Annotated in this window: 19 protein-coding genes; 13 read left to right on the forward strand and 6 right to left on the reverse strand. The window is 42.4% G+C overall.

What is annotated here, in order from left to right:
- Positions 1-370 precede the first annotated feature (370 nt).
- The 9 genes from QUA13_RS23555 to QUA13_RS23595 all read left to right on the forward strand — a co-directional run bounded on the left by QUA13_RS23555 (position 371) and on the right by QUA13_RS23595 (position 11,650).
- The gene (locus tag QUA13_RS23555; RefSeq protein WP_333202416.1) at positions 371-1,972 is read left to right on the forward strand and encodes a glycosyltransferase family 39 protein; all 1,602 of its coding nucleotides are present in this window, start codon (positions 371-373) and stop codon (positions 1,970-1,972) included.
- 128 nt (positions 1,973-2,100) lie between these two features.
- Positions 2,101-3,936: a heterocyst formation ABC transporter subunit HepA gene (gene hepA, locus QUA13_RS23560; protein ID WP_333202418.1), complete on the forward strand. Its 1,836-nt coding sequence runs from the start codon at positions 2,101-2,103 to the stop codon at positions 3,934-3,936.
- 53 nt (positions 3,937-3,989) lie between these two features.
- A complete protein-coding gene (locus QUA13_RS23565) occupies positions 3,990-5,096 on the forward strand; it encodes an acyltransferase (RefSeq protein ID WP_333202420.1) in 1,107 nt (368 codons plus the stop codon).
- An 82-nt stretch (positions 5,097-5,178) separates the two neighbouring features.
- Positions 5,179-6,453, forward strand: a complete 1,275-nt coding sequence (locus tag QUA13_RS23570; protein WP_333202422.1) for a hypothetical protein — start codon at positions 5,179-5,181, stop codon at positions 6,451-6,453.
- 15 nt (positions 6,454-6,468) lie between these two features.
- Positions 6,469-6,762 (forward strand): glycosyltransferase, encoded by a 294-nt coding sequence (locus QUA13_RS23575; RefSeq protein ID WP_333202424.1) that lies wholly within the window; start codon positions 6,469-6,471, stop codon positions 6,760-6,762.
- Positions 6,759-7,886, forward strand: a complete 1,128-nt coding sequence (locus tag QUA13_RS23580; RefSeq protein ID WP_333202426.1) for a glycosyltransferase family 4 protein — start codon at positions 6,759-6,761, stop codon at positions 7,884-7,886. Before QUA13_RS23575 ends, QUA13_RS23580 begins: the two co-directional genes overlap by 4 nt.
- A complete protein-coding gene (locus tag QUA13_RS23585) occupies positions 7,880-8,809 on the forward strand; it encodes a glycosyltransferase (RefSeq protein ID WP_333202428.1) in 930 nt (309 codons plus the stop codon). The genes QUA13_RS23580 and QUA13_RS23585 overlap by 7 nt, the downstream gene beginning before the upstream one ends.
- 136 nt (positions 8,810-8,945) lie before the next feature.
- Positions 8,946-10,358, forward strand: a complete 1,413-nt coding sequence (locus QUA13_RS23590) for an O-antigen ligase domain-containing protein (protein ID WP_333202430.1) — start codon at positions 8,946-8,948, stop codon at positions 10,356-10,358.
- A 104-nt stretch (positions 10,359-10,462) separates the two neighbouring features.
- Entirely contained in the window at positions 10,463-11,650 is a 1,188-nt protein-coding gene (locus tag QUA13_RS23595; RefSeq protein WP_333202432.1) for a glycosyltransferase family 4 protein, read from the forward strand.
- A gap of 178 nt (positions 11,651-11,828) precedes the next feature.
- Here the strand turns inward: QUA13_RS23595 and QUA13_RS23600 are convergent, their stop codons facing one another.
- Positions 11,829-14,054 (reverse strand): hypothetical protein, encoded by a 2,226-nt coding sequence (locus tag QUA13_RS23600; protein ID WP_333202434.1) that lies wholly within the window; start codon positions 14,052-14,054, stop codon positions 11,829-11,831.
- A 78-nt stretch (positions 14,055-14,132) separates the two neighbouring features.
- Between QUA13_RS23600 and QUA13_RS23605 the strand changes: the two genes are divergently transcribed.
- The 3 genes from QUA13_RS23605 to QUA13_RS23615 all read left to right on the forward strand — a co-directional run bounded on the left by QUA13_RS23605 (position 14,133) and on the right by QUA13_RS23615 (position 17,951).
- Positions 14,133-15,296 (forward strand): glycosyltransferase family 4 protein, encoded by a 1,164-nt coding sequence (locus QUA13_RS23605; RefSeq protein WP_333202437.1) that lies wholly within the window; start codon positions 14,133-14,135, stop codon positions 15,294-15,296.
- 352 nt (positions 15,297-15,648) lie between these two features.
- Positions 15,649-16,818, forward strand: a complete 1,170-nt coding sequence (locus QUA13_RS23610) for a glycosyltransferase (protein ID WP_333202439.1) — start codon at positions 15,649-15,651, stop codon at positions 16,816-16,818.
- A 902-nt stretch (positions 16,819-17,720) separates the two neighbouring features.
- A complete protein-coding gene (locus tag QUA13_RS23615; RefSeq protein WP_333202441.1) occupies positions 17,721-17,951 on the forward strand; it encodes a hypothetical protein in 231 nt (76 codons plus the stop codon).
- Positions 17,952-18,514: 563 nt separating this feature from the next.
- Here QUA13_RS23615 and QUA13_RS23620 read toward each other — a convergent pair.
- From QUA13_RS23620 to QUA13_RS23630, 3 genes are read right to left on the reverse strand one after another with little or no spacing between them, the layout of a single operon-like run.
- Positions 18,515-18,844, reverse strand: coding sequence for a XisI protein (locus QUA13_RS23620; RefSeq protein ID WP_333202443.1), 330 nt, complete (start codon positions 18,842-18,844; stop codon positions 18,515-18,517).
- Entirely contained in the window at positions 18,832-19,248 is a 417-nt protein-coding gene (locus QUA13_RS23625) for a XisH family protein (protein ID WP_333202445.1), read from the reverse strand. The genes QUA13_RS23620 and QUA13_RS23625 overlap by 13 nt, the downstream gene beginning before the upstream one ends.
- Before the next feature lie 51 nt (positions 19,249-19,299).
- The gene (locus tag QUA13_RS23630; protein WP_333202447.1) at positions 19,300-19,473 is read right to left on the reverse strand and encodes a hypothetical protein; all 174 of its coding nucleotides are present in this window, start codon (positions 19,471-19,473) and stop codon (positions 19,300-19,302) included.
- A 111-nt stretch (positions 19,474-19,584) separates the two neighbouring features.
- On the opposite strand from QUA13_RS23630, the gene QUA13_RS23635 reads away from it, so the two are divergent.
- Positions 19,585-20,538, forward strand: a complete 954-nt coding sequence (locus QUA13_RS23635; protein ID WP_333202449.1) for a tyrosine-type recombinase/integrase — start codon at positions 19,585-19,587, stop codon at positions 20,536-20,538.
- A gap of 646 nt (positions 20,539-21,184) precedes the next feature.
- Here QUA13_RS23635 and QUA13_RS23640 read toward each other — a convergent pair.
- The gene (locus QUA13_RS23640; RefSeq protein ID WP_333202451.1) at positions 21,185-21,706 is read right to left on the reverse strand and encodes a hypothetical protein; all 522 of its coding nucleotides are present in this window, start codon (positions 21,704-21,706) and stop codon (positions 21,185-21,187) included.
- Between the two features lie 183 nt (positions 21,707-21,889).
- A complete protein-coding gene (gene pbpC / locus QUA13_RS23645; RefSeq protein WP_333202453.1) occupies positions 21,890-24,226 on the reverse strand; it encodes a penicillin-binding protein 1C in 2,337 nt (778 codons plus the stop codon).
- Positions 24,227-24,352: the final 126 nt, after the last annotated feature.

Below are 24,352 nucleotides of genomic sequence, written 5' to 3' on the forward strand. Positions count from 1 at the left end.
AAGTTTTATCCCTCTGTGGTTGGGACTATATCCTTGAAGCTATATTAAGTGCAACTTCATAGTAAATTGGTATAAGTCAAGTTAAATGTAGTTCATCAAGTATTAAACCCGGGGGGGGTAACAACCCGACTAGAACACAGATCGAGTAAAGATTTACCCGACTTCTGCTAAAATAAAGATAGGCAAGATAGGCAGCCTAATGGTTAGATACTTGCGGATCAAAAAAAATGTTACCAACATTCTAATAAGACTCACTTACAAACACAACTGACTTATGCTAAGTTGATAGGTGTTCGGGAATAAAAGAATGATTTATCCTACAAATTTCATATCCCAATTCAGCAACGGCATTTACTAATCTATTTGAATTGTGAACAATTCAACAATCATGATAATATATAAAATCAAATCCTTAATCAATTCTTTGTCTGGACCCAAAACTTTATGCCTGGTATTGCTACTATTAGGTATATTTTTTAGGTTTGTCAATCTTGACCAAAAAATTTACTGGCGTGATGAAGCACTTACTTCATTACAAATCTCTGGTTATACCCAAAAAGAATTCATTCAACAAACCTTCAAGGGTCAAATTATTAGCTCTGAAGATTTACAGAAATATGTGCATATTAGACCAGAAAAATCCCTAACAGATACCATTAATGCTTTGGCAACAGAAACCCCCGAACATCCACCCCTTTATTACATTATTCTACGGTTTTGGGTACAGTACTTCGGTGATTCTGTGGCAGTAATTAGAAGCCTTTCTACTTTTCTGAGCTTACTGGTGTTTCCTTGTATTTACTGGCTATGTATGGAACTATTTAAGTCTCCTACGGTAGGCTGGATGGCAGTTGGATTAATAGCCGTATCACCATTTCATGTACAGTATGCCCAGCAAGCACGAGAGTATAGTTTTTGGACTGTAACAACCTTACTATCAAGTGCTGTATTGTTACAAGCCATGCGGCAAAAAACTAGAGTTGGTTGGGCAATTTATGCAGCGACGCTAGCGATCGGACTATATGGTTACTCTTTCTTTGTATTTGTTGCAATTGCACATGGTTTGTATATTTTAATAACTTCTAATTTTCGATTTACCAAGACACTGATTTCTTATTTTGCAGCATCGATTGTAGGATTTATAACTTTTATACCTTGGATTTGGACTACTATTTATCACTTACCGGAAGTAAATCGGTCAATGGAATGGACTAATGAAAAAGCAAGTTTATTAGACTTGTTTAAAATGTGGTTCAGTAATATAAGATTAATTTTTTTTGATTTAGAAATACCTAAAATACCATCTTTTAGTTTATTCTATTCATTGGTTTTATGTATTACTGTGTTGATTGGATATTCAATTTATTTTCTATGTCGTCACACCCCAAAACAGGTTTGGCTGTTTGTATTAATATTAATTATTTCTAACTCTTTACCTTTAATGTTACCCGATGTAATTTTTGGGGGAACCCGGTCAACAACTGCTCGATATTGGATTCCTTGCTATTTAGCCATTCACCTATCTATCGCTTATCTTTTTACTACTAAAATTGCCTCTATAGAAATTTCACAACCAAGAAAATTTTTGAAAATAATCATAGCTATTGTGATTTCCGGTCAAGTTTTAGCCTGTGCGGTGAATGCTAACACAAAAGTGTCGATAAGTAATCCATCTCAGAATGAGAAATTAAGTCAACTTATTAATCAAACTAATCACCCACTTGTAGTGAGTAGTAATTATAAATATAACCCTACTGAATTATTATCTTTGAGTTATTTACTTGATTCAAAGGTGCGGCTTCAGTTAGTCAAGAGCTCTGATTTGCCTGATATTCCTAATAAATTTAGTGATGTGTTTGTTTACAGCCCTTTCGGCTTACCTCCAGTATGGCAGGATGAATTACCAAAAAAATATAACCTAGAGCCTGTTCAGGAGTTAATAAACTTGTGGAAGTTAACAAAAATAAATTGAAATCGGGGGCAATTAGAGGAGTATCTGTCAGTTTAGAATTTAAAAATTTTATAACTATTTTTAGATTTTTCCAAAATTTATGGTATAAAATAGCTATATAACTTATTGATTAATATCACTCAGAAAATATGCACCTAAAAATTCCTACTTCAGTTAATGATCTGATAAAAAATACAAAATTTTGGCAGAAAAATTACTTGTTCCTGCGAGAATTCAAATACTTTCCTAAAGTTGTAATCTTAGCTCTAGTATTTTCATTTCTGGCAGCGACTTTTGAAGGTGTTGGTATTGGGTTTCTGCTTTCCTTTTTACAAAGCTTGACGAATCCTGATGCAGCACCGATTAAGACAGGAATCGGCTGGTTTGATGTTTGGGTATTAGGAGTCAATACATCTGCTACCAGCCGATTCTACCGAATATCAGCTTTAATATGGCTGAGTACCTGGACGCGCGCCTTATTTAACTATTTGGCGCAGACTTATACGGAAAATTGTCAACTTAATTTGATGGATCGGCTCCGCAAACAGATTTTTGAACAACTTCAAGCTGTAAATCTGAGTTACTTTGCTACAACAAAATCAGGAGAATTGATTAATACAATTACCTCGGAAATAGAAAAATTTAAGAACATTTTTAATGGCAGTGCTTTCTTGTTCACTAGGGGGCTAACCATCGCCATTTACCTGATGTCGATGATTTTGATTTCGTGGCAGTTGTCACTCATTTCAATAATGCTTTTCACTCTTATGGCTGTAGGCTTGTCTACGTTGAATAAGCGAGTCCGTGAAAGAAGTTTTGAAATATCAACCGCTAATGGACAATTTACCACAACAGCTATAGAATTTATTAGTGGAATTCGGACAATTCAGTCATTTGCTACTCAGGATTTTGAGCGAAAGCGTTACTACAAAGCTAGTGAAGATTTTGTCAGCGCCTCTGTCAGAATTATCCGGCTTTGGGCAATGGTAAAGCCCATTGCGGAAGGGATAGCAACTACAATTTTAATTGGTATGATTCTTGTAGCGTTCACGGGTGTTTTAACGAATGGTCCGCTGAAAGTAGCTTCATTACTAACATTTCTATTTATCCTGGTGCGCTTAGTTCCAATTATCCAAGATGTGAATGGAACTAGAGCAGTTCTTAGTAGTTTGCACGGCTCTGCTGAGAATATCAAAGACCTTTTGAGAACGGATAATAAAACATATTTTAGAAATGGTTCAATTGAATTTTTAGGATTAAAGGACTCCATCGAGTTTATCGGTGTAGATTTTGGCTACGATACTAATGATTTGGTTCTCCAAAACATCACGCTATCCATTGAACGAGGAAGGATGACAGCGCTGGTAGGAGCTTCCGGTGCTGGCAAAACAACTTTGGCTGACCTGATTCCTCGATTCTACGATCCAACACAAGGGAAGGTGCTTATTGATGGAATGGATCTACGACAGTTTGAGATCCACTCTCTGCGACAAAAGCTGGCTATAGTAAGTCAGGATACTTTCATTTTTAATACTTCGGTTCGCAACAATATTGTTTATGGAAAAGAAGGCGCAACAGAAAAGGAAATTCAAGAAGCAGCTCGACTCGCCCATGCTCTAGAATTTATTCAAGATATGCCAGAAGGATTTGAGACTCAACTCGGAGATAGGGGGGTACGATTGTCAGGCGGTCAACGCCAACGGATTGCGATCGCTCGTGCTTTGTTACGCAATCCAGAAATTTTAATTTTGGACGAAGCAACCAGTGCTTTAGACTCTGTATCAGAGCGATTGATTCAGGAGTCTATAGAAAAGCTTTCTGTAGGTCGTACCGTAATTGCGATCGCACATCGTCTATCAACTATTATGCGAGCCGACAAAGTTATTGTACTCGAGCAGGGAGAAATCGTAGAGCAAGGAACCTATAACGAATTACTGGCGCTACGCGGCAAACTTTGGGATTATCACCAAATACAAAATCAATGAGGTGATACAGAAGGACAGAAAAAACTCAACCACTTTTACAAAGGAATAAAGATATGAGTGCAAGTCAAAACCTTTCAAAAATTAAAAATCCAGGTTACATGATTCAGTTAGATGCCCTTAGAGGAATAGCTGTATTTGCTGTAATGCTTGAACACTTTGTAACAAGCAATGTTTCGGGTTCTATTCTCTCTTATTTGAAACCAATTCTCCATTGGGGTACATCAGCAATTACACTTTTTTTCGTACTTAGTGGTTTCTTGATAACTGGTATTCTCCTCCGGTGTAGAGATACCATCAAATCAAATAATCAAAGTATCGGATTTACACTTAAAAGATTTTATATACGGCGTTTTCTCCGGATATTTCCTATTTACTATTTAGCCCTTGCTGTCACTGCTATTGGCTTCAATCAAGTTAGAAGTGTCTTTTTTTGGCACTTGACTTATACAACCAACATTATGGTTCTAATCAGAGGTGAATGGGATGATACTTCAAGCCACTTTTGGACATTAGCCATGGAGGAACAATTTTATCTAATTTGGCCGTGTGTTATGCTATTCTTGCCTAAAAAACACTTGTTAAAAGCTATATTTATAACCATTGGTCTGGGAGTTGTATCTAAGTTTATATGCTATGGATTTAACTTCAATGAAGTCCAGATTCTTGTTTTCCCTCTTGCATCTATGGATTCACTGGCACTAGGTGCTTTACTCGCATTCTACAAACATAACCACGAGCAGTTTAAGCAAAATCAGCATATTTTATGTAATTTAGGATTATGGGTTTGCTTGCCATTACTTATTTTGTTGAATAATATAGCGCTATTTAATATGCTGGTTAGACCAACCGTTTTGGCAATTTTCTATATATGGTTAATCAATCGGGCATCGGAAGGCTTTAGCGGTCTTCCTGGAAAGATTTTGGAACTGAAACCTCTTGTATTTCTGGGCAAAATTAGTTATGGAGTCTATCTTTACCATGTGTTCCTAAATCCTACCTTTGCGAAAGCCTATGAGTTGAATTTATTCTCTCAAATTCCGCTACCGCTTGAGGTTTTATTGAAAATGATAATTACACTGGCGATTGCAATACCATCTTGGCTATTGTTTGAAAAACCGATTAATAACTTAAAACGCCACTTTAGTTATAAAAAGATATAAAAAAAATATTTTTTATCAATTCCGTGGCTAAAAATACTCTGACTCTCTACGAAAAAGCCTTTTCTCAAAAGCGAGGATAACAATGAAATCCCTATCTGCATCTCAGCTATTCCATAAATATCAAGCAAATGTTTGGTTAGTATTCAGCCTAATATTATTCACGGGTTGCACTTCTTTTGCCGCAGCACAGTTAGTTAATCCTATAGTCTTTAATGTCACGGACATTTGGTTTGATAGTGATATCAATAAAAGCTTCTTCCGAATGAGTGACTCAAATTACAACCATGCTACAATTTCAGCTCATCCTCTGTATGCATTGTTTAGTTGCTTACCAATATTAGCAATCCTAACAATCTTTCATTTGGAACCTATTACAGGTGTCAGAGCATTTATTTCTGTAGTTTCTGGGCTTTTCATTGGAACAATATTCATCCTCTTCAGATTGCTAGGCTACCAAAAAATTGATGCAGCAATTTTTAGTATTTTGGCATCCATAACCGCAGCCGCAAGATTTTGGTTTGTTGTCCCAGAATCGTTCTTATTTGGAGGAGAGACTATTTTACTTGTGTACTGTCTTGTTACAGTAGCAGATTATCGTCAACTTTCCCCTTACTGGTATATGGCTGCGAATGTTTTAACCGTAGGTATAACAATCACCAATTTGATGGCAGGAATCATAGCGACTATTTCAAAAAATCGATGGAAACAATGTTTGAAAATTTTTGCTGGTGCTTTTGTTCTATTCATACTGTTAGCTATTATCCAAAAATTTTTCTTTCCAACTGCCGCGTTAAGAGCAATTTTTACTAGAGGAGCAGCAGAGCAAACGGACTATTTATACTGGCCTTCAAATATCTCTATGGTGTTAAAGAGATACAGTATTTTTTTCTTCCATTCCATTGTGATGCCCTCTCTTGAGATCATTAATAGTAATTGGGTTGGTTCATCTGGAGGTCAAGTATTGAGTATTCAGACATCAGCTCTAGGCTCAGGTGGCTGCTGGGGGAAAGTTGCAACTGTTACTTGGGGAGGGTTATTAGCCCTGGGATTGTATGCACTTTTTTCCGTAAAGCAGCATCCTCAATTAAGATTCACCCTTGGGTTGACGCTACTGGGACAGCTATTACTTCATACCATTCATGGTTTTGAAATCTTTCTCTATTCATTACATTATGCTCCTTCATTAGTAATATTAGTGAGTCTCGGAGTCCTCACAAAAATGCGACCTGTGGTGCTTGGATTAGCATTTATTCTAGTGGTGACAGCGGGAATTAATAATGCACTTCAATTCTCCAATGCGATCGATATTCTTCAAAATGCTCAGATTATTGGTCCCGAAAAAGTTCTATTACGTTAACTAACTTAATCTCTTATGCAATTCGTCGCTCTTATGGATGCTATAGCTTGCGGTTTAGCCCCTGTCACTACCTCCACCCCAGGGCTGATGGAAGTTCAGCGCGATCGAGATAATGGCATTTTAGTCCCGCCTCGTGACACTCTGGCGATCGAGAATGCTTTGGAGCGCTTAATTACAGACCGCCCCTACCTGGAAAAATTGCGCCGTAATGGCTATGCTGCGGCACAAAAGTATAGTTGGCATGGGAATGCCGGCGATAATCTGACTTTGTACGAAGCAACTTTGTCTCAAAAAAGAGGTAGTAAATGAAGCTTTGCCTCGTTACACACAAAGTCATGAAAGGCGACGGTCAAGGTCGCGTGAACTATGAAGTCGTCACAGAAGCGATTCGCCGCGGTCATCATGTTACCTTGTTAGCGAGTGACGTAGACCCGAAACTGCAACAACACAGTCAGGTCGATTGGATTTCTATTCCAGTTAAAGGGTATCCATTGCAACTTGTTCGCGAAATAGCTTTCTCCACTCAAAGTGCTTGGTGGTTAAATAAACATCAAAAAGAATTTGACGTTATTAAACTCAATGGTGCAATTACTTCGGCTAAGGGAGATGTGAATGCAGTGCATTTTATCCATAGTTCCTGGTTGCGATCGCCCTGCAATCTCTCAACACAAAATCTGAGCTTGCGTGGCACTTATCAGCGGTTTTACACTGCCTTAAATGCTGATTGGGAGAAAAAAGCCTTCGATCGCGCGAAAGTCGTAGTAGCCGTTTCTGAGAAAGTCGCCCAAGAATTAATCGCGATCGGTGTTCCACGCGATCGAATTCGGACGATCTTAAATGGCATTGATTTACGAGAATTTGCTCCTGGTATTGTTGATCGGCAAAAATGGGGTTTATCAGAGGAAGTGCCTCTGGCGCTATTTGCTGGAGATATCCGTACACCTCGGAAAAACTTGGACACAGTCTTGCATTCCTTAGTGCAAGTTCCCCAATTGCACCTTGCAGTTGTGGGTGGAACCGCAGGTAGTCCCTATCCTGAGTTAGCGCGATCGCTAAAATTAGATGATCGGGTACATTTTCTGGGATTGCGGCAAGATGTCCCCGACTTGATGAAAGCAGCAGATTTTTTAGTTTTTCCGTCCCGTTATGAGCCTTTTGGTTTAGTGGTACTGGAAGCAATGGCGACAGGAATACCGGTGATTACGGCTGCTACGACGGGGGCGGCCGAGTTGGTGACACCAGACTGTGGCTTCGTTTTGCCAGACTCAGAGGATACACAGGCTTTAGCTGAGGCGTTGAATCAATTAGTTAAATGCGATCGGCAACAAAGACAGCAAATGGGTCAAGTAGCTAGAACTATAGCCGAACAGCATAGCTGGGCTAATATGGCAAGTAATTATGTGAATTTATTTGAGGAACTCCAGCCGTGCTGACTATCTCAGTTGTCATTCCCAGTTACTGTCGCCCGAAAGACTTAGCACGCTGCTTAGACGCACTCAAAAAACAAAAACGTCCTGCTGATGAAGTCTTAGTAGTAGTTCGGGATACGGATACTGAAACTTGGACATTTGTCCAAACATTAAACTCAAAATTCTTACCACTGCGAACTGCCACAGTGAGAGAGTCTGGTGTGGTAGCCGCCATGAATGTAGGAATGGATGTCGCTTGTGGGGCTATCGTCGCCTTTACCGATGATGATGCCGCACCTCACACCGATTGGCTGGAACGCATCGAGGCTCACTTTTTGTCAGATAGCAATATCGGTGGGGTAGGGGGGCGGGATTGGGTGTATCACGGCACCCAGTTAGAAAAGGGGGAACGCGAAGTAGTGGGACAAGTGCAGTGGTTTGGCAGAGTCATCGGCGGACATCACTTAGGGATGGGAGAAGCCCGTGAGGTAGATGTGCTCAAGGGTGTAAACATGAGTTTTCGGCGGAGTGCGATCGGCCAAATGCACTTTGATCGCCGGATGCGAGGTACTGGAGCCCAGGTACACTTTGAACTAGCATTTAGTCTGGCCTTAAAACGGGCAGGCTGGAAGCTAATCTACGATCCAAAAGTAGCAGTCGATCACTTTCCAGCCCAACGTTTTGACGAAGATCAACGCAATAGATTCAATGACATTGCCTTGATTAATGCCGTACACAATGAAACTTTAGTTTTGTTAGAAAACCTATCATTGACTCGACGTACTGCATTTGTATTCTGGGCAACATTCGTAGGAACACGAGATGCCCCGGGTTTTTTACAATGGTTACGATTCCTACCTAAAGAAGGCACCTTAGCAGGACAGAAATTACTGGCATCTCTACGTGGACGTTGGCAGGCTTGGGAAACATGGCAACAGTCCGAATAAAGATGTAAGATGTTAGGTGTTAGGTGCTAGGGAAAACAATTCTTCAAACCTAAAACCTAGTTAAAGATTCCTAAAAGCTAAGATTTAAAACTGAATATCTAGTTAAAGATTCCACAAACCTAAAAAGTAGTTAGTAATGAGTCAAATACAGGGAATTCCGAATAACTCTCGAAAACAGGGCTTCTCTCTGACACTACAACCCCAGGCAGCTTGGATGGCAATCCTGGGACTTTTACTGATTACTGCCCTCTGCCTTGCAGCAGGTCTGGGTAAAGTTCTGAATATAATCTTTCCAGCGGGTTCTCTTGCCGTCGGCCTGTTCCTATATTTGCGGTATCCCATCCTCTATGTAGGTTTCACTTGGTGGGTGTTTTTCCTCACACCTTTTATTCGCCGTGTATCGGATTTTCGGAGCGGTTTTACCGATCCCAGTCCCATGTTGTTAGCCCCTCTACTGGTGGCAACGATCACCATTATAACTTTCTACCGCAACCTTCCCAAAGCACATGAACAAGGTGGCTTACCTTTTATCCTATCTGCTATGGGTGTGTTTTATGGTTTTCTGGTTGGTCTGATTAATGGCTTACCTGTTCCGGCGATCGTCTCTCTGATGACTTGGGTCAGCCCCATTTTGTTTGGTTTCCACTTATTTGTGAACTGGCGAGATTATCCCAGCTATCGCGAAAACATTCAGCGCACTTTTCTCTGGGGTGTATTAGTGACAGCATCCTATGGCGTCTATCAATACTTAGTTGCACCTGAGTGGGATCGTTTCTGGCTGATACAGACCAAACTATATACCAGTATGGGAAAACCAGAACCCCTTGGACTTCGAGTGTGGAGTACCATGAATGCGCCCTTACAGTTTGGAATAGTAATGCTAGCGGGGAATATCTTGCTATTTATTGGTCAAGGCAATTTGCGTATTCCTGGTTTAGCAGTTGGCATTTTGTCTGTCCTGCTAACATCGGTACGCACAGTTTGGGGAGGCTTGATAATAGCTTTAATTACCCTGCTCGGTTCTCTAAAAGGGAGTTTTCAAATTCGTTTAATTGCTTTTATCTTGATGATCGCCCTATGTATTGTACCGTTGTCCACAGTCGAGCCATTTTCTCAAGTCATTCAGTCTCGTGTAACCAGTTTGACTAACGTTAAGGACGATCAGAGTGCAAAGGACAGAGCAGACCTCTACGGCAAAACACTAAATCTTGCGCTGAGTGAGGTTATTGGTAAGGGAAATGGAACTCTTCAGCCGATCGACAGTGGAATTATCGAACTACTTCTCACCTTGGGCTGGATGGGAGCCATTCCCTATATAGGTGGTTTACTCCTAAGTTTTTACAGCCTGTTCCAATCCTCTAAGTCTAAGTCCGATCCGTTTCCCAGTGCTGCTCGTGCTATTGTTGTTGGGTTCTTGCCGATGCTAGCTGGTTCAAATGTGATCGTTGGTATCTCTGGCATGGTTTTCTGGGGATTTTTGGGTCTAGGGATGGCAGCTAATAAGCACTACCAGCATCAACGGATCGTCGGGTTCAAATCTAGTCTATAATCAATTTTTGAATAGTGTTTGTAACACTTTTGCCAATAGCATCAGTTATTACTCAAAAAAATCTCTGTATCACTGGTAACAGTTTGTGAGGTAAATAACAGAAAATGGAACCACAAAAAACAGTAGGATTTCTCTTAAAGCGTGTCGATTGTAACGACGGAGTAGCCTCTCATTGCGAGACTTTGATGCGCGGCTTCAAAGCGGTTGGTTGGAGGGTTGTCCTGATTACGGGGCAAGTGAATTACGACGCAAGTTCGGAAAAGAGTTTTCAAGCACTCAAAGACTTATCAGAAGACTGGATCGTATTTGAGGATATAAAACCTTTTCTGCCAACTTGGGCTAGTATCAGTCGGATTAAGGAGATAGTAAATAAATATGAAATTTCCCTATTTCACGCACATGGATACTCGATGTTGCTGCTGGCGCGTATCCTCAAAATTGTCACTGGGTTAGAGTGTGTTGCTACCTTTCATTTATTAATCGAAGATGAAAATTCAAACTTCATAAAATTTGTACTGCGACCAAAAATCCGAAAATATCAGATATATTTGAGATCGTTTGCACCAAAAGCTTTTATTGCTTATTCTTCAGAAATTGAAAAATTTTTGATCCAAAATTTGGGTTTTCATAAAAATAAGGTTCGCAAGATATTAGCTGGCACTGATACAAACTATTTTCGTCTTCCTAGTTCAGAAGAGCGACAAAAGGCACGGGAAAAGTTCGGATTTGAGGAAAAAGATCTAGTATGTACTCTCGTAGGAAGACTCAATTGGGTTAAGGGACATGATGTTTTGATCGACGCAGTTAGGCTAATCAGAAAGGAATTTCCCAAAATGTCGTTGAAGTGTTTATTCGCGGGTTCTGGGGATCTGGAGCAGCAAATTAAGGAATATGCCTTTGTCAGTGAAGATGATTCGCATTCTTTTATTTTTGCGGGCTACCTGAATGATATGCGAGAAGTGTATTGGGCATCAGATATTTTTGTTCTACCAAGCCGTTTAGAAGGGTGTGCTTTAGTGGTGGCGGAAGCGATGTGCTGTGGAACAGTTCCGATTCGGACACCAGCAGGAGGAGCTTTGGATCAGATTGAGGAAGGAAAAACAGGTTATATCGTTCCCTTCGATGATGCAGAGGCTTTATCAAAGGCAATCCAAAAGCTTGTGAATCAGGATTTTCGCTTGCAGATGGGTCAACGATGTGCGGAGTATGCTTCCTCGGTGTTCGATCGGGAATTGATGATTGAGAAGACAGTGGAATTGTATTGCGAGTGCTCTGGTATGGAAACAAAATAAAGTTTGAAACTTGAGCCAACGGAGGACACGGCAATGCCGTTTCCCTACCCCAAAATAATCAATCGCCTTCGCTAAAGATGTAACCATCGCCTGATTAATTGTAGGGAAACGACTGTCTTGTCCCTGGCTGTGGGTAATATTAATTCCTATGCCACCGGATTTGATACGACTCGGTAGTTTACTTTTCTCCAAACCGATACACAATCACTTTAGCTTTCGCATCTTCCTCTACAAACACTACATATTCACCCTTTGCTCTCCGATAAGCGCGCAGTGCATAAGGAATATCTACCCAACCAGTCTCACCTGCCACCTCTGTACCGGGAGTTAACTTTGTGACAAAAGCTCCTGTGCCAGTATCGTACACATATACTTCAGCCTTTCTAGAATCAACGGCAAATACTTGATCGCCTGCCACATCCATTGCCTTAATAATTAGCATGGGGTTGGCTTTCGGATCGTAGGGAAGAGTTATGCGCCAGCGCAGTGTTTTATTCCTTGTCCAGTTGTCGTAGCGCACAATCTCTGTGCCGACTATTCCCCATTCCTCACCTGTATGCGGGCGATCAACTGTATAGCCTCCGAGATACATTACATCTGTATCGGGATAATATTTAATTCTTAAGAGCTTGTTAAAAGGCGCTGGCATTGGTATTTTTTCGGAAGAGGCAGCATTGTAGCTCGGAGTGCCATAGGTATCTAATCCCAGATAGCGATAGTGTTTAATGTAGCCAGATTCACTAGCTTGCCATACATCGCCCTTGCTATCAACTTCCCAACCCCAGATCGAATCATCTTCTGCACCTAAACTTTCATATTCATTGCTTTGAATTGAGCCATCTCCGTTTTTGTCATGCCATAACCAGCTTCCCGTCGCTGGTTGATTCGTTGGCCAGGTAGAATGATCCCTCGCAAAAATGGCGCTGGGAACAGCAATTTCTCCATCAAAGCGGTAGACGCTAATCTGGTGGGCAAACATCCCCGTAAGATATAAGAAACGTTTTCCCTCTATTCGACGGACAAAAACTGAGGTCGCCGAATGGGTTTGGTTGTGCAGTCGCGGATCGTCTGGGTAGCGAAACTTATTCAGGGTATATGCTTTATAGCTCCATTCCTGACCGTTTTCTTTGCTATAGTCCATGACGAAATGTTCGTGTTTGGTGAACACATCAAGTCCGTCAGTACCTGGATCGGCATCGGCATTATCTACGAATTGTAAACCCAGTAATTGCCACTGCATTTTTCCGAGAGGGGAAAACTTTCTCAAGTCGGTCCCTGAACCACCAAAACCATCATTGCTAACGTAGATATTCCCGCCTCGATCCGTACCCACTCCTGTTAAACCGTTGAGTTTAAGTTCTCCAACTTCTCCGCGAGTTCCAGAATAAATGCCGCCTTGAGTGCCAAAAGCCCCTATTAACTTAGGGGTTCCTGAGATATCGTAAATCAGCACTTGTTGACGAGGGCCATTTTCTGCGACTAATAGCCTACCTTGAGGATCGATCGCTAGGGCTGTAGGGTCTACAACATCGGTAATTTTCTGGGATAATAAGGTTCCTGTCTTGGAATAGTGCAGAATCTTGGGAGGATTACTAGCGTCTTTCGCTTGCAGAATCCATAGGTTACTTTGAGTATCTACAGCTATTTGTTTGGGGCGATCGACTGGCCAACTGCGTAGCTCGGCCAAGGTTTCGCTATCATAGACGCGGATGCGGTTAGCGGCACTATCACTGACATACAGTTCGCTGCCAGCGTTAGCTAATCCAGTTACTTGACTGGAGGTGCTAACAATTAACATACTTTTATCGTAGCCACGCCCACCTGCAAAGGGAGCAGGCTCTCCCGATAAGTTGTAGCGTCTCACACAATACCAGTCTGTTTGAGAGGGGGGATAATCTTGAGGGAGCATCATGTCTATTGCCCCCTGTGTCATGGCGAGATAAAGGTATTTACTATTTGCCGTGACTGCTTCTCCTCCTGTTCTTTCCCATCCATGAAGATTACTAGCTTTGGCGATCGCATCTCCATCTTTATAAATTCCTGCCTCTCTACCCGCTTCATCCCAGACGCTATTGGTGTAAACAGTGCCATCGCTTGCCACGTACATGGCACTGATTTGAATTTGTACCCACTTACTGCCACCGCCAAAGGTGTTACCGATCCAAGATGTTTTGTAGGAGATATTGGGTAAAGGGTTTGAAGTTACAGACAGTGCAGTTACAGACAGTGCATTTACAGTAGAGATGATGACTCCTGCGATCGCCTGGGCTGGGAAACTCATCCTGCGATGTTGGTGATCGTTCTCGATCGGCTTAAAATAATTCAGAGAGTTCTTCAGTTTTTGGATGAATAACCGCTGTTTTTGCCATAATTTGTTTACTAGCAACAGAAATCGATTCTTCATGATCTGACTGAGTAATATGCAGCTATAATCAGGATGTCTCAGTTATTGTAACTTTAATGTATATTTGCCAACAACCAAGTGGAAAACTATACAACTAACCCTGCTGCTACAGCAGCAAACATTCTTTGCGTCGGAATCGGATGGTTTCCGAAAACACCGGGAGGTCTGGATCGATATGTATATGAGCTCACGCATCAACTAGCAGCCAGTCAAGATCAAGTTGAATTGTGTGGAGTTGGTCTACCAAAAACTCAGTCAAATTCTAGCGTAAAACTCACTAATTTAGCTGAACCAGAACATCGACTCTGGGAACGGCTTTGGCTGATTCGCTCCAATTTTTTGCAACTAAAATCTGCAAAACCCGATGCCATTAATCTGCATTTTGCACTATATAGTTTTCCTCTTTTGCAAGTTTTACCTCCGGGGGTTCCTGTTACCTTTTCCTTTCACGGGCCTTGGGCTTTGGAAAGTAAGCAGGAGGGTTCTGGTAAACTGAGCGTTTTTTTGAAGCATTGGATGGAACAAAGGGTCTATCGTCGTTGCAATCGATTTATTGTTCTGAGCAAAGCATTTGGTGAGATTTTACATCAAGAATATCAAGTCCCTTGGAGCAAAATTCACGTAATTCCCGGCGGTGTCGATCTTTCGCGATTTCAAATCAACCGATCGCGCCCTGAAGCCCGCACGCAGATCAACTGGCCTGAAAATCGCCGGATTCTCTTTACAGCCCGTCGCTTAGTTCATCGAGTTGGACTCGATAAGCTGTTAATCGCTATAGCAATGATTAAACCTCAAATTCCTGATATCTGGTTGGCGATCGCTGGCAAAGGGCCACTACAAGCGGTTCTTGAGCAGCAAGCAGCAGATTTGGGACTCAATGACAACGTTAAATTTCTCGGCTTTTTGCCAGATGACCAACTACCTATAGCTTACCAAGCCGCCGACCTAAGTGTGATGCCGAGCCAATCTTTAGAAGGGTTTGGATTATCCGTGCTAGAATCCCTCGCCTGTGGCACTCCAGCACTATGTACTCCTGTGGGTGGAATGCCAGAAATTTTAGAGCCGTTTTCACCAAATTTGATTGCTGCTTCTTGTGAGGCAACAGCTATTGCTGAGCGATTGGAAGAACTGCTAACTGGAAAAGTACCCATGCCTTCTAGAGAAGCGTGTCAGGAATACGCTGCTATAAATTTCGATTGGCCAACAATCGCGCAAAAAGTTAGAAAAGTGTTGTTAGCCTGAGTATCAAAACAATTAGAATAGGACTTATCCCTATGCTTGTCCTTATCAGGAAAATTAACGATGTTTCGAGGATACAGCATATACAAGAACGAGGTTTCACCTCTCTTTGACAAGCCTAGGGATTACGCACAAACTCTAGTTTAGAATTTACGCAACTGGCACAGGAGCATCGACTTATAGGGTGTGCCAGATTTTCATTATGAACGGATTATGTAGGGCTTGATGAGAGTAGATATCGTGACTAATTGTGAAACTTGGGCCCAGGACTGTACTTGTAGAGTTCTTTGCACACCGCACCTTACCACTACAGATAGTTTCACAATTGAAAAATTGCGTAAGTCCTGTAGAATAAATGAAAAAGTTTTTAGGTAAAAAACGGATGAAAATACTCTTTCTCGACCAGAGCGGTAAGCCTGGTGGCGCAGAGCTTTGCCTAATAGATATTGCCAAACCCTATCGAGATAGCTGTCTAGTTGGCTTATTTGTAGATGGTTCTTTTAGGCAATTACTAGAGCAACAGCAAATTCCCGTTGAGGTGTTAGCGACTGAAGCCATCAAAGTTCGTAAAGAAAGCAGCTTGACACAGAGTTTAAGTAGTGTAACCGCGCTACTACCTTTGATTGCTAAAGTTGTTCAAAAAGCTCGTCAATACGATTTGATCTACGCCAACACCCAAAAAGCTCTAGTTGTTGGTGCATTAGCTAGCTTTTTGAGTCGTCGCCCTCTCGTGTATCATTTGCATGACATTTTATCTACAGACCATTTCAGCCCAACTAACTTAAAAGTAGCTGTAACTTTGGCTAATCGCTTTGCATCATTGGTTATTGCTAACTCTAAAGCAAGTCAGACTGCTTTCCTAGAAGCAGGAGGACGCTCGGACATAATCGATGTTGTCTACAATGGCTTTGAGCCTGAAGTCTATCAGAGCGATCACTCTAAAAGTAGCCAACTCAAGACACAGCTAGAACTTGATGGGCAATTTATCGTAGGTCATTTCAGCCGATTGTCACCTTGGAAAGGTCAACATATTTTAATTGAAACACTTACCTACTGTCCCAAAAATGTAACAGCTATTTTAGTGGGTGATGCGCTCTTTGGCGAGCAGGATTATGTCCAGCAATTACACAAACAAGTGGCAGAATTAGGACTTGAAGATCGAGTTAAGTTTTTAGGCTTTCGTTCAGATATTCCGCAGTTAATGGCAATTTGTGATTTAGTTGCACATACCTCAACCGCACCCGAACCTTTTGGGAGAGTTATTGTCGAGGCTATGCTGTGTGGTAGACCTATAGTTGCTGCTCAATCTGGAGGGGCTATTGAATTAATAGAACCGGGCATCAATGGCTTTTTGGTTCCTCCCGGTAAGCCAGACCAACTCGCAGAAGTTATTAATACCTGTCATAACCAACCTGAGTATACGCTCGCGATCGCCCAATCGGCCTACGAGATGGCTAGACGACGTTTTCAGCAGACCAACATCGATCGCCAGATTGCAGATTTGCTAGCCAGAACTTTTACCTGACTTGTCCCAATATCTTATGAGTTATATCCAATTTCTACAAAATTCAAGTAACCTCCTCTTCGCTAGGTTTTTACGAATTTATAAGTGCGACATTTTGCCCAGTTTCACTCTATCGCATCGCAGGATAGGTGTAGGAGACCGCAATCATAATCACTCCAGACCGCAATCAGAGTTTTTTTGAGACAAAATTAAATGCAACTGAAGCCAAATTTCAGACCAGATTAAATGCAAATGAGACCAAATTAAATGCAACCAGACCGCATCATGCAAACGAGACCTGATTAAATGCAACCAACCAAAATTCAGCCGAGCTAAAAAGTTGAGGCTCCTTAATAATTGCTTGCTCCACCCTTTACAAATCAAACATCATATCGGCTCGATCTAAATTCTCCTCAGAAACTGCTGCAAAAACGACCGTTTTTGCAACACCCGCTCCAACCAGAAACTGGCTTCACCCCACCAAAAACTGTTGCAAAACTTATCTCAAAATCTGTGTCTCAAAAACGTAGACTGATAGTTAGTTATGTAACATTCCCTTACACTTCGCCCTCAAAACAGAGGCACGAGTATATGCTCGTTGGCTACGCACGGATTTCAACCCTCGACTAAAACCTTGACTTACAGCGAGACGCTCTGCTCTGGGCCGACTGTACTGATGGCTGGATTGTTTTCCAGATAAAGGTTTTAGCTTGACTGAGTTTCAGTGTTTGAGGTCAGGGAGCTAGTTGCATTTAATGCGGTCTCGGTTGGATGATTGCGGTCTGGTTGCATTTAATCTGGTCTGTATTTCATTTAATCTGGTCTGAAGTTTGGCTTCAGTTGCATTTAATTTTGTCTCAAAAAAACTCTGATTGCGGTCTGGAGTGATTATGATTGCGGTCTCCTACAACTACTCAACTAGAATGAAACAGCCCTGGCGTTTAAGCAGTTTGATATTATTGATAGCCATTGCTTACAGTTGTGGTGTGATTCAAGGTCAAAAAATCAAGACGATGGGAGTGCCGAAATATGTGGGCAGGTTAGTTGAATACGGGCGCTCAATACGTCGTTCTAGTAGTTTTTGGATAGGATTATATGGTCAATACTGGGTAATTGGTATGGAATGCAAGTCGAGAGATTATTACGCTCATTAATGAGAATCAGGCGAAACAAACTACCATTTTTTCAGAGGGGTATGAGGGCTATGTCCTTGATTATATCTGTGTTCTGACTCTTGTTGTCCCCCCGTCAGGCGCTCTTCCCTTCTTTCCAGTTGACATCAATCGAGTTTATCAACATCGCAATAGTTCAGCCACATGATGTAAAGAGAGATTTTCAGTTTTTTCGAGAGTTAGATTAACTCGATTCGCATCATTGCGATGGTTATTTTCACTCTCTTAACTGAAATTATGATCTTTTTGCATATTTTATCAGCCAGAAGTCTTGGCTTGTTGCCAAGATAGCGGGAAGCTGACAATCTTGCTGAGGGAAAATAACGAGCGCGCAGATTCTTCTGCAATCGCAGAAAGTGAGTTTCTTTCTGCCGATGATAAAGGGGGTAGCTAACCCGGATTATGAATCTCTTCCCCAATGCTATTCCTCGACATCTCCAAACACAGGATTTTCACATCAACCCGGTTTATGAGCGTAAGTTCCGCTCGCGTGACAAAACTAAATACTTTATTTTTGATGAAAATGTAAATCCTCCGTATCCCAATTACCCCACTGCAAAATCAGTAAATTGACGCACGTAAGGGGCTTTAAAAGCTAAAACAATATCTTCCTTGGGAACTCCGGCGGCTACTAACTCATTCGCTATTCCTGCTTCCGTTCTATCCCTCTGAATCCAAAATTTACCATCTTTTATATCAACGTGAATCACACAGCCGTAAACCCGTTTTTGCTCGTCCCAGCCCAAATGAACCACATGATAATGCTCCCGTTCGGTATCAAAAAGTAATTGAACTTCTGTTTCAGTATCCAAGTCATTCCTTGAGTGTTGAGACAGAATTGTTTGAATTAATTCTCTGTAGTTTACTCTTTCCATAAAAGTATCCCCTCTTTAATAGCATCAAAAATAAGTAATTTGAGCTGATGCTCTGCGATTAATTCTTGAATAAAACGATTGCTGAAAAAATCATTATACACATCTTGGTTTATTGCTAAATACAAAATTCTGTTTGGTTGTTTTTTTCTCAGGGCAGAACGATAGCTGAGAAATTGACCCAAAGCTATATAAAAGCTGGCTAAATCAGATGCACCGATAAAAGACTTAATCTCTACAGCAATCTTGAAGCCATCTTTCTCTGCTGCTAAAATTTTCTCCCCTGCTAAATCGATAAAAAAATCAAGTTCCTCTACCTTGATAAAAAGAGGATCGTGAGTAATGATCCATCCCTCTTTTTCTAAAGCTGAACGAACAGCATTGTGAAAGATATCTTTAGCTGACATATCATACCCATGAAATTGCTTAACCGAGCAGTATTGATTGCCATTCCGCCATCATATCATTACAGCCATTCGCGATCGCACTCCCCAAAAATTCCCCCCACGGAGCATAACTCTCCCACCCACCAGCGATAAAGCAATATCAGGCGATTCCACAGCCACTAGCCCAAAAAAACAGGCTAAAGCTGCATAAAGGTGTTCTTCTTCTACGAACAGGAGCGAACACACGAGTCCGTTCCCATACGGTGAGGGTTCACGAGGGAAGAGCCAAATCGATCGATATTTGGCGCCGTTAAAGGCGTAAAATTTAGTATTTATAATGTCACTTTGAAAGAGTAAATGCTCAACCGAATTGGAGAGCAACAGCCGGAAACATTGAATCTGCCCTGTCCGGTACCCCTGACTCAGCACCCAGCAGCAGTGTACCTCGACAGTTTGGGTAGCGAGCGGTCAAAGGCAACCATGAGAGAAGGACTCAATATCATGGCCCGAATGCTGACAGGTGGGGAGTGCGACGCAATGACTTTGAATTGGGCGGCATTGCGCTACAGACATACGGCGGCTCTGCGCTCTGCCCTCCTTGAGAAAAAGTACGCTCCCGCGACGGTGAACCAAATGCTGTGCGCCCTGCGACGGGTGTTGAAGGAAGCTCTGCGGTTGGATTTAATCGACCCCATAGATTACAGTAAAGCGGTGGATGTCAGGAGTATCAAGCAATCGGGAAAAGTTAGGGGGCGGGCGCTAACGCTCTGTGAGATTGCTGCATTGATGGAAAGCTGCTCTGGTAAGACCCCTATTGATGTTAGGGACTCGGCGCTGATTGCTATCTTGCGAGGGGGCGGCATCCGTCGCTCTGAAGCGGTCAATCTCTTGAAGCGAGATTTCAATCTATCTACGGGAGCGCTGTTCGTCCGAGAGGGCAAGGGCAAGAAAGACAGGACGGTTTACCTCCCGGAGTCTGCTTGCGTTTTAGTGTCCGAGTGGCTGGAGTTGAGGGGAGAGGCGACTGGGCCTCTGTTGTACCCGATTCGGAAGGGGGGAGAAATTCAGCGCCGGCGGATGACGGAGGATGGTGTGTTGAAGATTGTGCAGCGGCGGGCGTTTCTCGCTGGGGTGGAGTCTTTTAGTCCCCACGATTTCCGGCGCACGTTTTGCTCGGACCTCCTTGATGCTGGGGTGGATATTGTGACGGTGCAAAAGTTGGCGGGTCATGCTTCTCCGGTAACTACGGCCAAATATGACAGGCGTGGGGAGGAAACTAAGCGGCGGGCCGTGCAGCATTTGGAATTTTAGGGCGCGCTTGAGAGATACACGGCAGGTGCGCCCCGCGAAGAGAGCGCAGTAAGCTGCTCCTGAGCGTTCCAACAACGAAAATACCTCTTCCGTGTGCCAGCGATAGTGTCGGAATTCGACAGCTACTTCGATAAAAGGGGAACCTGTTCTAAAAAGTAGGCTAGGCGGGCCGAGTCACAACCGAACTGGGGAGAGAGCACGACGAGTAGAATACCCAATCGGTCGCCCAGGCATTGAACCCTCACTCATGCGTTCCAACCACTTGTCTGGCGAGTAAAGACGCTTGGAGTGCGGAGCGACAACGGGGCGCTTTTACCGTCATCAGAAATTCTTGGGAAAAACGCTGCTGCCAGGAACGCGAAGGTTTGATAGTGCTGAACTCACGTATCTAGCAACTCCTGTAAAATCTGTTCTACTGTTACCTTCAACGGAGGTAAATTATTCTGTACGAGCGAGATCCTTCGATTGGTACTCAATCGCCTCCGTTCTCTACATCCATGCAGTCTAAAAAAGCACAATTTCTTATGGGCTAGTATCGAGAGGCGTTTTAAGTTTCAACTTAACATTGGTTCCTTTTTGAAGGACAACTTCACCACCAGGACAAGACTTGACATAAGCCGCTGTTGCTGCACCCCCAGCTACAGCATCATGCTTGAATTTCGCTTGATTGCCGAGGAAATGACAGGTCGCTGCTCCAGCTAAAATAATGCCAGCATTCTGCACAAACTTGCCTTTGGTTTTTGTTTCTACCTGAGTATTCACGCTCAGTAACATCAATGGGATAAGCTGAGCGATCTGCGAGTTGAATGTCATCAAAAACTAGATGCAAACTCGATTTTTTGCCTTGAGCTGCTTTGACGACATCTTCCAGATGTCCCTGAATCACGGCATCTTTAAGAGTTTTATTGCCTCCTTTGACTCGCAGAGTAAAACGCTCGTTATCGCGGTTTTTACCCGCGGACAAATCTTGTTGGAGAATGGTATCAAAACTGGTTCCAGCAGGGACGCCCGCTGGCTGATTTTTAAGCTTGCCGGACGTAGGGCTGAAGAGCTTAGATACAGGATTTGGGCTTTGATTAGCCGGAGCAGAAGTGTTGGCTATCGGATCGCTTGACGAATGACAAGCAACAGTGTTGCACAGGAATACGGCACCCAATAGTAAGGGCATTAACTTTTTTATCGTTGGTTTCTTCGATTCAATAGGCTATCAGAATCAGATTAAGCTAAAATTAGCCAATTGACAAGGGATTAACTGAGCAGAAATGCAAGCGCTCCTACAACTACGCTAGTTTAGCGAACGATTATGTAGGATTGTCTTCCGAACTACTGAAGTAAAAGTCTCCTTTTAATTCTATTTGCCAGTCGGTAAAGAGGTTGAATTGCCAACAAACGAAAAGCCACTCCGCAGGGATTTATTGTTGGCAACCTGCACATTAAACCTCACGGTATCAACCATTCCACCTGATTTAGCTTGCAAATTCCACTCTCCAGATTTCAGAGGCCAGAAGAGCGAATTAGAGGACTGCGTGGCTAACTTCTTACCATTCAACCACCACTCGATAGGGGTATTATTTACTCCTGATAATTTAAACTCTAGCCGTGCATTTTTATTATAGTTTATCACAAAATAATCATCATTTTGAGGAAAGACTATTTTGAAATTACTGTTAGTCAAACTAGATTTACTCTGCTTTGCTAACCAGCCGTTATACTCTTCAGATAACTTTAAACTCCCTGACTCAGTTTCGTACTTACTAATATCTTCAGGATAAAAATATTCTTGCACAACTGACGGACAATCAGGGTTAGGTCGCCACCCAGAAATAGCACAAATAGGGCGCTGTACTAACCCTTTCAAGGTCGGAAAAGCCGCAGGTTCTTGATGTTCGTGTAAGTGTAGCATAATGTGATTCCAGAGGGGTGCAGCACCCATAACTCCAGAGACTTTTTTCATGCGATCGCCATTAAAATTTCCGACCCAAGTAGCAACAGTATAATCAGTAGTAAAACCCACCGTCCAAGTATCCCGAAAATCAGAAGAAGTTCCAGTTTTCACCGCCGTAGGAAAGGGTAAAGCTAACACCGAATCCACCCCAAATTCTTGAGCGCGGGCGTGAGTATCGCTTAGCATATTAATAATTAAAGCCGCTGCTTTTCGCTCGATTATAGGTTGAGAATTAGGAATTTTATCGGCATTTTTAAATGTACTTAAAATAGGCGTTAATTGTCCTTGTCTCGCCAACGTAACATAAGCCCTAGCCAACTCAAACAAACTCACTTCACCACTACCTAAAACTAACCCCAAGCCATAGTATTCTGGAGGTTGAGTTAAATGCTCAAAACCTAGTTCATGTAGCCGATTGAGGAAGCTAGGAACTCCCACCTTTTCTAATACTCTTACTGCTGGAATATTGAGGGAATTTGCTAAGGCAATTCGCACCCTCACTGGACCTAAAAAGGTGCGAGCGTTATAATTAGTAGGGCTATAAAGTTTGGCACCAGGAATGGCATAATAAGTCGGTACATCTGCCAAAATCGTATTGGCTCTAATGGCACGTTTTTCTAAGGCTAATTCATACAAGAAAGGTTTAAGAGTAGAACCAGGCTGACGTAAGGCTTGCACTCCGTCATTCCGACCTATTTCTGTTTGATTAAAATAATCAGGAGAACCGACATAAGCTAAAATTTCCCCAGTATGATTATTGATGACTAAAGCTGCAGCATTATGGACATTATGGGGAGATAAAGTGTTGACGACTTGCTGCACTTGTGCTTCAACAAACTGCTGTAAAGAACGATCGATAGTAGTGCGAATATGAGACGGATGCTGCTTAGGTAATTGATTGGATAGCCAGAATAAAAAGTGAGGTGCGGCAATAATTCCCTGCTTGACTGGTACGAGTAAAATTTCTTCAGTTAAGGCTCGTTCTGCCTGCGAACGCGTGATATATTTGTCCTTGACCATGCGATCGAGTACGTAAGTTTGCCGTTTTTTTAACGATTGCCAACGGTAGTAAGGATTGAGATTATTTGGATCGTTAGGAATGGCTGCTAAAAGGCTGGCTTGAGCAAGATTGAGATCGTCGGCGGCGGAAATGCCAAAATAGGTGCGAGAAGCGGCTTCTACACCGTAAATATTGCCGCTCATGGGTAATCTGTTGATGTAAGATTCGAGAATTTCATCTCTATTCATGCCGGCAAAAATACGCCAAGATAGCCAAATTTCTCTTACTTTGTGAGGCAATGTGCGAGGAGCAGGCTCTAGCATCCGTGCTAACTGCATGGTGATGGTGGAAGCACCGCTGACTACGTGTTTGGCTTGTGCAGCTTCGAGGAGCGATCGCGCGATAGCAATCGCATCTGTGGCACCATGTTGATAAAATCGGCTGTCCTCAGCGGCGATAATTGCTCGCACAAAGTGAGAAGAAACTTGATTTAAGGGTACTGCGGCGGTATGTTCTTGGTCGCGAGTGAGAATAGTGCCCAGGGGGAGTCCGTTGCGATCGCTAAATTCGATCGCCGACTGATCCTGGGCGATGTCAGCAGTACGGATGGGTGCAAGATAAGGAAGCGATCGCACGATTAGACAAATTAATACTAACACCAAAAATAGACTAAATTTCGGGTTTCTATATTTGGGCCAAACTTTTTGGATAATTTTAATCAGCAACAGCCTCAATATCCTCATCAATTAATCCCTCAGCCAACAAAGGTTTAATCTATAGCCTTTCTCAGTAACATGATGTGCGATCGTTAATAAGTAATAAAGGCTATATTTCCGTTCGAGAAACGCATCTACCGGATTCACAAAAGA

Origin of the sequence: Microcoleus sp. S28C3, from assembly GCF_036700785.1 — a bacterium.
GTDB classification, from domain to species: Bacteria; Cyanobacteriota; Cyanobacteriia; order Cyanobacteriales; family Microcoleaceae; genus Microcoleus; species Microcoleus asticus.

What these genes read in the sequence shown, in the direction of transcription:
- QUA13_RS23575 (WP_333202424.1), top strand. Translation starts at nt 6,469, where the DNA reads ATGCAATTCGTCGCTCTTATGGATGCTATAGCTTGCGGTTTAGCCCCT.
- QUA13_RS23620 (WP_333202443.1), bottom strand. Translation starts at nt 18,844, where the DNA reads ATGGAAAGAGTAAACTACAGAGAATTAATTCAAACAATTCTGTCTCAA.
- pbpC (WP_333202453.1), bottom strand. Translation starts at nt 24,226, where the DNA reads ATGAGGATATTGAGGCTGTTGCTGATTAAAATTATCCAAAAAGTTTGG.
- QUA13_RS23590 (WP_333202430.1), top strand. Translation starts at nt 8,946, where the DNA reads ATGAGTCAAATACAGGGAATTCCGAATAACTCTCGAAAACAGGGCTTC.
- QUA13_RS23640 (WP_333202451.1), bottom strand. Translation starts at nt 21,706, where the DNA reads ATGCCCTTACTATTGGGTGCCGTATTCCTGTGCAACACTGTTGCTTGT.
- QUA13_RS23610 (WP_333202439.1), top strand. Translation starts at nt 15,649, where the DNA reads ATGAAAAAGTTTTTAGGTAAAAAACGGATGAAAATACTCTTTCTCGAC.
- QUA13_RS23565 (WP_333202420.1), top strand. Translation starts at nt 3,990, where the DNA reads ATGAGTGCAAGTCAAAACCTTTCAAAAATTAAAAATCCAGGTTACATG.
- QUA13_RS23625 (WP_333202445.1), bottom strand. Translation starts at nt 19,248, where the DNA reads ATGTCAGCTAAAGATATCTTTCACAATGCTGTTCGTTCAGCTTTAGAA.
- QUA13_RS23600 (WP_333202434.1), bottom strand. Translation starts at nt 14,054, where the DNA reads ATGAAGAATCGATTTCTGTTGCTAGTAAACAAATTATGGCAAAAACAG.
- hepA (WP_333202418.1), top strand. Translation starts at nt 2,101, where the DNA reads ATGCACCTAAAAATTCCTACTTCAGTTAATGATCTGATAAAAAATACA.
- QUA13_RS23595 (WP_333202432.1), top strand. Translation starts at nt 10,463, where the DNA reads ATGGAACCACAAAAAACAGTAGGATTTCTCTTAAAGCGTGTCGATTGT.
- QUA13_RS23635 (WP_333202449.1), top strand. Translation starts at nt 19,585, where the DNA reads ATGCTCAACCGAATTGGAGAGCAACAGCCGGAAACATTGAATCTGCCC.
- QUA13_RS23615 (WP_333202441.1), top strand. Translation starts at nt 17,721, where the DNA reads ATGAAACAGCCCTGGCGTTTAAGCAGTTTGATATTATTGATAGCCATT.
- QUA13_RS23580 (WP_333202426.1), top strand. Translation starts at nt 6,759, where the DNA reads ATGAAGCTTTGCCTCGTTACACACAAAGTCATGAAAGGCGACGGTCAA.
- QUA13_RS23570 (WP_333202422.1), top strand. Translation starts at nt 5,179, where the DNA reads ATGAAATCCCTATCTGCATCTCAGCTATTCCATAAATATCAAGCAAAT.